Here is a 6,938-nt window from a genome sequence, read left to right on the forward strand (position 1 = left end):
TAGCGTGAGGGAAACGCCCGGTTACATTCCGAACCCGGAAGCTAAGCCTCACAGCGCCGATGGTACTGCAGGGGGGACCCTGTGGGAGAGTAGGAAGCCGCCGAACAATTATTCTGGAAAGGGCTCCAGCCAATAGGCTGGGGCCCTTTCTGCATTTCCGGGGGATCTCGAAGGCGGGCCGGGCCTGTTGCCGGCGGCGGTGTTGTCGGACCTGGGCCGTAGGCTCACGCGCGGAAGAACTGTCGTGCTGGGAAAGGGCGTTGACATGTTCCTTGGTCTTCGGACGGTGATCTACCCCGCGCCGGACCTGGCTGCCGCGAAGGCGTGGTGGACCTCGGTGCTGGGCGTCGAGCCGTACTTCGACGAGCCGTTCTATGTCGGCTTCAATGTCGGGGGCTACGAGTTGTCGCTCGATCCGAACGGCGATCCGGCGGCCGGCCCGGTGACGTACTGGGGTGTCAGGGACGTCGATGTGGCGCTGAAGTCGGTGGTGGCCGCGGGGGCGACGGTGCGGAGTGCGGTGCAGGAGGTCGGCGGCGGGATCCGGGTGGCGACGGTGGTCGAGCCGACGGGCGCGGTGGTCGGGTTGATCGAGAACCCGCAGTTCGTTCTGCCTGAGACGCTGCCGGGTGAGGGCGAGGGTCCGGGGCGCTGAGTGGGAGGGTGACAGGGGTCCTGGCCGTGGTGGCCGGGGCCCGTTTGGTGTGTTGGGGGAGGGTGGCGCGGCGTGGGTTTTCACGGGTACTGGGTGCTGGGGGTGGTTCCTGATGAGGTGGCGGCGGGTGCCGGCCACTGGGTGCGGCGGCCGGAGACGGCGGTCGGGGAGTTGACGTGGTGGCGGGAGCGGCTCGCGGCGCGGACGGAGTGGTTGCGGAGGCTGCCGGGCGGTGGGGCGTGGCGCGGGGACGATGCCCTGACGCTGGCGGGGGTGTTCGACGGCTGGCGGAGTGACGAGCCGGAGAGCGTGGACCAGGTGCGGTGGGAGCTGCTCGGCCTCCTGGAGGGGTGCGCGGAGGAGGAGCGCTGCGCGATCGGTGCGTCGAAGGCCTACCCGTTCGACGCGTTGGCGTTCGCGCTGGGGCCGGAGGCGGTGGAGCGGCTGCCGGGCTGGGGCGGCGAGTTCGTGCTCGACGCGGCCGGGGTGCGGGAGCAACGGCCGCTGGTGGAACGGCTGTTGGCGGGGGCTGAGGTTGGGCGGGCGGAGGCGTGGCTGTCGGTGATGGGCAATGAGGACAGCGGCGGGACGGTGGCGGAGCTGTTCGCCGGGCCGGTGCGAGTGTTGCGGGCGGCGGAGAGCGCGGGAGCGGGCGCGGTCGGGTTGGTGTTGGAGTTCTGAGGGGGCCAGGTGGCCGGGTTGCCGACCACCTGGCCTCGACGTCAGGCCCCGACCGTCAGTAGGCGGCGTTGGCGTGGTCGTTGAACCAGCCGGGCAGCTGCGGCCACCACTCGCCGGCGCCTGCGGTGAAGGTCATGCCGTCGCCGGACAGGTTCACCTGCTGGCCGGAGTAGGAGGCCCAGCTCCTGAGCGATGAGACCTTGTGGTTGACCAGGACGGGGAAGACCGTCCAGGTGCCGATCTGGAACTCCCAGCAGTCGCCCGAGTAGTTGTAGTCGGTGAAGACCTGCCCGTAGCCGGGCTGCCCGTAGTGGGTGCAGTTGCCGGCCGCGTGGGCGCTGGGCGTGGCGGCGGCGCTCAGTGCTGCGGCGGTGGTGAGGGCGAGGATTCCGGCCTTGAGGCGGGGCTTTCGGAACGTCAGGGGCATGTCGGTCAGCTCTCGTGGTGCGGTGTCTGGCGATAGTGATGATGTACCGTCACCGAGCCGATGCCCAGGGGGTTTCCAGCCAGTGAGCCGGTGGGAGCCCGGGCCCGAGCCCGGGTCAGTGACTGCCCGCCGGCTCCGCGCAGCCGTTCAGGAGGGCGGCGAAGGCGGTGCCGGCGGGGTCGGTGGGGTCGTCGGGGTCGAAGGGCTCGTCGGTGTAGGCGGGGAAGGTGTGCAGGACGGTGGCCCCGCCGGGTGAGGCGATGGCGTAGTACTCGGCGACGTGGGAGAGGGATTGCCCGGCGTCCAGGAGGTGGGCGCGCAGCAGGAGTTGGCCGCAGGTGGTGCAGGTGATCCAGGGGACCAGGACGGGTTCGGCGGGGCTGTCCTCGCCGGGTTCCCAGGGCCGGTCGGTCAGGGCGACGGGGGCGGGTCGGCCGTCTCCGGGGCAGCGGAGGAGGTCGGGGGTGAGGACCTCGCGTTCGCCCCAGATCTCGGCGAGGACGGAGAGCTGGGCCCGGACGGTTTCGCTGATCGGTATCTGGTGGGTGAGGAGGCCGGAGACGAGGACGCGCAGGCCGGCTTCCTGTTCGCCGATCTGCCAGCAGTCGGCGACGTCCTGGGCGTCCGGCTCGGGGAGGAGGGCGGCGAAGCGGTGCCAGGTGTCGATGTCGTTGTTCACCGGGCCGACGGTAGCGCGCCGTCAGGGGCTGGCGGCGAGGTGGTCGTTGTGGACGAGGAGGCGGGCGAGGTGGGCGGCGCTGGTGGTGACGGGGTGCCAGGTGGGGGCCCGGAGGTGGTCGGTGGGGGTGGGGTCGGGCGGGAGCGTGGCGAGGTGGTGGCGGAGGGCGGTGCCGAGGTCGGCGGTGAGGGCGGCCTCTTCGGAGGTGCGCAGGGTGTGGCCGAGCCAGGGGACGGGGGCGGTGGCGTCGCAGGCGTCGGTGAGGAGGGTGGCCAGGTGCGGGGCGGGGTCGAAGCCGGCGTCCTGGAGGCCGGGGGCGGCCAGGGTGAGGACCGCGGTCACCAGTTGGTGCCGTAGTGCGGGGAGGGTGAGGCCGCGGTCGGTCACCGGGGGAGCGTACCGGTTGGGCGGAGTGGTCAGGCGTGGTCAGGAGTGGTCAGGCGTGGGCGGCGAGTTGCGGGTCGATGGGGGCGTCGGTGAGGCGGTTGGCGAAGGTGGAGAGGGTGTAGGCGCCGATGCCGAGGACGATTTCCAGGGCGTTGCCCGGGGTGAAGCCGTGGGCGAGGAAGGCGGCGAGGTCGGGTTCGGGGACGGCGCCGGTGTGGTCGAGGGCGGAGTGGACGAAGCGTCGGACGGCCTCCAGGCGGGCGTCCGGGAGGGGTTGCTGGGCGCGCAGGGCGGCGATCAGGTCGGGGTCGGCGTCGAGGTGGGTGAGCTTGGCGGTGTGCATGGCGACGCAGAGGTGGCAGCCGTTGCGGGTGGCGATGGTCAGGACGACGGTTTCGCGGACCAGCGGGTCGAGCTCGGTGGCGTCGAAGAGGGCGGTCAACTTGAGGAAACCGTCGAGGAGTTGGGGTGAGTGGGCGAGGCGGGCGGCGGCGCTGGGGAGGTAGCCGAGGTTGCGGGTGATCCCCTCCAGGGAGCGGCGGGCGGCAGGCGGAGCGGTCTCGGGGGTGAGGTCGGGGAAGCGCTGGGCGGCGGTGGACATGGTGAGCCCTTTCGGGATCGGGCGGAGGCGTGCCGGGGCGGCCGGGGGCGTGCCGCGGCTGCGCGTCCTAGAATGGACAACGTGGTTGACCAAAACGTAAACCAGGTTGTCGATCAGCGCAACGGCTTCGAGCTTCCCCTGCTGCTGTTCGCCGGATTCCGCACGATCATCGACGAGTTGCACGCCGAACTCGCCCGCCAGGGCCACCCCGAGGCGCGGCCGGCGCACGGCTTCGCGCTGCAGGCGATCGGGCTGGAGGGGGCGACGGCGAGCGAGATCGGGCGTCGGCTGGGGGTGTCGAAGCAGGCTGCCGGGAAGACGGTGGACCGGCTGGAGGCGCTCGGTTACGCGGAGCGGGCGGACGATCCGGGCGACGCGCGGCGCAAGGTGGTGCGGCTGACTCCGCGCGGGCTGGACATGCTGGCCCGGTCGGCGGAGGTGTTCGAGCAGATCCGCGGACGCTGGGCGGCGGCACTTGGCGAGCAGCGGCTGCGCGAACTCGAGGACGGTCTGGCCCGGTTGGCCGGCCCGTCCGGCTTCCGGCTGGACGCGGCGGGCTGGTTCGGCGGCTGAGTGGCCGCGCCGGGGCGTCGCGGGAGAGTCGAGGCGTTGCGGAGAGCCGGCTGACGGGGCGTCGCGGGGGTGCGGTGCGGCCGGCGCACGGTTTCGCGTTGCAGGTGATTGGGCTGGAGGGGGCGACGGCGAGTGAGATCGGGCGTCGGCTGGGGGTGTCGAAGCAGGCTGCCGGGAAGACGGTGGACCGGCTGAAGGCGCTCGGCTACGCGGAGCGGGCGGACGGCCCGGATGGCGTGCGGCGCAAGCCGGTGCGGCCGGCCCCGCGCGGGCTGGAGATGCCTGCCCGGTGCACGTCGCGGCCCCGGGAACACCTCAAGTATTCCAGCGGGAGGGGCGGCCTGTCGCCGGTCTGCGGAATGATCTTCGGGCCGATCCGCCCGTCCAGAATGGTGCTGTCCGGCGCCGCCGAGGGTGCCCGAGAGCGACGGAGAGTGGAATGACCCCCGAAGTGGCCGCGCTGGCAGCCGAGTTGACCGCGATGGGGGCCGCCGACCGGGCGTCCGCGCCGCTGGCGAACAGCGAGGACCCGGCGGAGCAGCTGGCGTGGCGGCGCTCGACCGCGCGGCACGCGGACCGGCTGGCCGAGCTGCTGGACGAGCACGGCTGGCCCGTCGCTGCGGAGGTCGGCGAGGAGGCGGCGCAGGCCGCGTGGCTGATCGCGCAGCACGCCGACCGGCAACTGGACGTCCAGCGGCGGGCGTTGCGGCTGATGGAGCAGGCGGTGGCCGAAGGTGCGGCGGGGGCGCGGGAGTTGGCGTTCCTGCGGGACCGGGTGCTGGTGAACGAGGGGCGGGAGCAGGTCTACGGCACCCAGATCGCGGGGGTGCGCGACGGCGCGCCGGTGCCGTGGCCGTGCGAGGACCCGGCGCGGATGGACGAGCGGCGGGCCGAGGTGGGCATCCCGCCGTTCGAGGAGTACGTGGCCCAGTTCGCCTGAGCGGTTCGCCCGCTGCCCGTCCCGCGGAAGGGGCAGCGGGCGGAAGGGTCAGCGGGCGGCGCGGCGTTCGGCCTTGGCGGTGGCCTCCGCCTCGTCCTCGGCCTCGGCCTGCTCCGGGGTGGGGGCGGTGCCGCCGAGGTGGGCGGGGACCCACCAGGAGTCGTCGGGGCCGGTCGGCTTGGCCGGGTACTCGCGCTGGGCGCGGTCGAGCATCTCGGACATGGCGGCGCGCAGGCGGCGGGTGACCATGACCGGCCGGTCGGCCTCGGTGAGGTGGATCGGCTCGCCGATCATGATGGTGACGGGGACGTGGCGCTTCGTCAGGGTCTTCGGGCGGCCCTTGGTCCACAGCTGCTGGGTGCCCCAGAGGACGACGGGCAGCAGCGGGGTGCCGGAGTCGGCGGCCATCCGGGCGGCGCCGGTCTTGAACTTCTTCAGCATGAACGAGCGGCTGATGGTGGCCTCGGGGAAGACGCCGACCACCTCGCCTTCGCGCAGCGCCTTGACCGCGGCCTCGTAGGCCGGCTGGCCGTCGGTGCGGTCGACGGGGATGTGCTTCATGCCGCGCATCAGCGGGCCGGAGATCTTGTGCCGGAACACGTCGTCCTTGGCCATGAAGCGGGTCTTGCGCCGGGCCACCCGGTAGGCGCCGAAGCCGGCGAAGATGAAGTCCAGGTAGCTGATGTGGTTGCTGACCAGGACGGCGCCGCCGGTGGCGGGGATGTGCTCGGCGCCGACGATGTTGATCCGCAGGTCCAGCGCCTTGAACGCGGTGAGCGCGGTGCGGATCACCGGCGGGTACACGAACTCTGCCACGGTCAGTCCTACTTCCCAGGGGCCTGTTGCCCGGTGCGTCGGATCCCGGGGCGTGGCAGGGCCGACGGGTTGCGGCACGCCGCGGCGGCCACGGGTGTTTCCCCCCGATGATCCCCCGAACGGGCACGGTCTGTCACGCCCGCGCACGGCGCGGCCCGGACCTGCGGGTGCGGGCGCGGTGCGGGCGGGGGCGGGACGCCCGGCGGGGAGCCGTAGTTCGGGGTGGTGGCGGCCCGGCGGCGGTCCGTGCCCGGCAGGCAAATCCGGGCGAACCTGGGCAGCCGGGCGACCCCGGACCGGCGTGCGCGCCGGGGTGGGGAGTGGTGCGGACCTCGCGCATCGGTACGTACGGAGAGTGCCCGAAGGCGGGGAATTCGGCGCGGACGGCGTTTGTCACACTTGAACGGTGATCGGACCGATCGGTGCCCGCGGGCGCCGACAGCGGTCGGCGAGGTGCGGGACGGGAGGCGGCGAAGGATGGGCGGCGAGGACGGGGCGGTGCGGTTGACCGGGGCGGAGCTCGGTGCCGCGCTGGGCGAGCGGGCGACGCTGGTGCAGTTCTCCACCTCTTTCTGTCAGCCGTGCCGGGCGACCCGCCGCACCCTCGCCGAGGTCGCGGGGATGGTCGACGGGGTGGCGCACGTGGAGGTGGACGCCGAGTCGCAGCTTGAACTGGTGCGCCGGCTGGAGATCCTGCGCACCCCGACCGTGCTGGTGCTGGACGCCGCGGGCCGGGTGGTGCGCCGGGCGGCAGGTCAGCCGCGCACGGTGGACGTGATCGCGGCACTCGGCGAGGCCGTCTAGCGTTCAATCTCACAGGCGTTCTGGTGCCGGGTCAGGTGGCAGTCGGGCCTGCCTGCGGCAGGATGGGCCAAGGCGGTGGCACGGGTGCCGGGCCGGACCTGCGGCAGCGTAAGCTACTGGCGAGTAGTGACGGCTGAGCTACTCATGAGTATGCTGCCGGGGAGTTCCGGCGGGGCACCGGCGCGCGCCGCCCGGACCGCGGCCCCGCGCGTGTGCCGAGACCACTCGACACGCACGGACGCAGCCGCAGCCGCCGGATCGGACCAGTAACAGGAGAGCAGGCCGTGAGCTTGAGGATCGTTGTCTGTGTGAAGTACGTGCCCGACGCGACCGGTGATCGTCGCTTCGCGGACGATGCGACCACCGATCGGGAGG

At 72.8% G+C, this 6,938-nt stretch carries 10 protein-coding genes, 1 rRNA gene and 2 pseudogenes; 8 read left to right on the top strand and 5 right to left on the bottom strand.

Annotation, left to right across the window (positions count from 1 at the left end; all coding sequences use genetic code 11):
- From rrf to ACGFWJ_RS36015, 3 genes are all read left to right on the top strand, one after another.
- Positions 1–106 (top strand): 5S ribosomal RNA (gene rrf / locus ACGFWJ_RS36005); the annotation flags it as partial.
- Between the two features lie 138 nt (positions 107–244).
- Positions 245–655: a VOC family protein gene (locus tag ACGFWJ_RS36010; protein WP_392956956.1), complete on the top strand. Its 411-nt coding sequence runs from the start codon at positions 245–247 to the stop codon at positions 653–655.
- Positions 656–727: 72 nt separating this feature from the next.
- Entirely contained in the window at positions 728–1,336 is a 609-nt protein-coding gene (locus tag ACGFWJ_RS36015) for a hypothetical protein (protein ID WP_392956958.1), read from the top strand.
- 55 nt (positions 1,337–1,391) lie between these two features.
- On the opposite strand, the gene ACGFWJ_RS36020 is transcribed toward ACGFWJ_RS36015, so the two are convergent.
- The 4 genes from ACGFWJ_RS36020 to ACGFWJ_RS36035 form a co-directional block, all read right to left on the bottom strand.
- Positions 1,392–1,763, bottom strand: a complete 372-nt coding sequence (locus tag ACGFWJ_RS36020) for a hypothetical protein (RefSeq protein WP_387649931.1) — start codon at positions 1,761–1,763, stop codon at positions 1,392–1,394.
- A 115-nt stretch (positions 1,764–1,878) separates the two neighbouring features.
- On the bottom strand, positions 1,879–2,442 hold the full coding sequence (locus ACGFWJ_RS36025) for a hypothetical protein (RefSeq protein ID WP_392956961.1): 564 nt from the start codon (positions 2,440–2,442) through the stop codon (positions 1,879–1,881).
- Positions 2,443–2,463: 21 nt separating this feature from the next.
- Positions 2,464–2,829 (bottom strand): hypothetical protein, encoded by a 366-nt coding sequence (locus ACGFWJ_RS36030; protein ID WP_392956963.1) that lies wholly within the window; start codon positions 2,827–2,829, stop codon positions 2,464–2,466.
- A 49-nt stretch (positions 2,830–2,878) separates the two neighbouring features.
- Positions 2,879–3,430 (bottom strand): carboxymuconolactone decarboxylase family protein, encoded by a 552-nt coding sequence (locus ACGFWJ_RS36035; RefSeq protein ID WP_392956965.1) that lies wholly within the window; start codon positions 3,428–3,430, stop codon positions 2,879–2,881.
- 72 nt (positions 3,431–3,502) lie between these two features.
- Between ACGFWJ_RS36035 and ACGFWJ_RS36040 the strand changes: the two genes are divergently transcribed.
- From ACGFWJ_RS36040 to ACGFWJ_RS36050, 3 genes and pseudogenes are all read left to right on the top strand, one after another.
- The gene (locus tag ACGFWJ_RS36040; RefSeq protein ID WP_392956967.1) at positions 3,503–4,003 is read left to right on the top strand and encodes a MarR family winged helix-turn-helix transcriptional regulator; all 501 of its coding nucleotides are present in this window, start codon (positions 3,503–3,505) and stop codon (positions 4,001–4,003) included.
- Between the two features lie 74 nt (positions 4,004–4,077).
- Positions 4,078–4,293: pseudogene (locus tag ACGFWJ_RS36045) on the top strand (MarR family transcriptional regulator); the annotation flags it as partial.
- 149 nt (positions 4,294–4,442) lie between these two features.
- Positions 4,443–4,943 carry a DUF6624 domain-containing protein gene (locus ACGFWJ_RS36050; protein ID WP_392956969.1) on the top strand — a complete coding sequence of 167 codons (501 nt, stop codon included), beginning with the start codon at positions 4,443–4,445 and terminating at the stop codon, positions 4,941–4,943.
- Positions 4,944–4,991: 48 nt separating this feature from the next.
- Here the strand turns inward: ACGFWJ_RS36050 and ACGFWJ_RS36055 are convergent, their stop codons facing one another.
- Positions 4,992–5,759, bottom strand: a complete 768-nt coding sequence (locus ACGFWJ_RS36055; protein ID WP_392956971.1) for a lysophospholipid acyltransferase family protein — start codon at positions 5,757–5,759, stop codon at positions 4,992–4,994.
- A gap of 477 nt (positions 5,760–6,236) precedes the next feature.
- Here ACGFWJ_RS36055 and ACGFWJ_RS36060 point away from each other — a divergent pair, with 477 nt between their 5' ends.
- Together ACGFWJ_RS36060 and ACGFWJ_RS36065 are read left to right on the top strand one after the other, a co-directional pair.
- Entirely contained in the window at positions 6,237–6,563 is a 327-nt protein-coding gene (locus ACGFWJ_RS36060; RefSeq protein ID WP_392956973.1) for a TlpA family protein disulfide reductase, read from the top strand.
- A gap of 284 nt (positions 6,564–6,847) precedes the next feature.
- Positions 6,848–6,938, top strand: a pseudogene (locus ACGFWJ_RS36065) (electron transfer flavoprotein subunit beta); the annotation flags it as partial.

It is taken from the genome of Kitasatospora sp. NPDC048407 (genome assembly GCF_043200475.1).
Lineage (GTDB): Bacteria > Actinomycetota > Actinomycetes > Streptomycetales > Streptomycetaceae > Kitasatospora.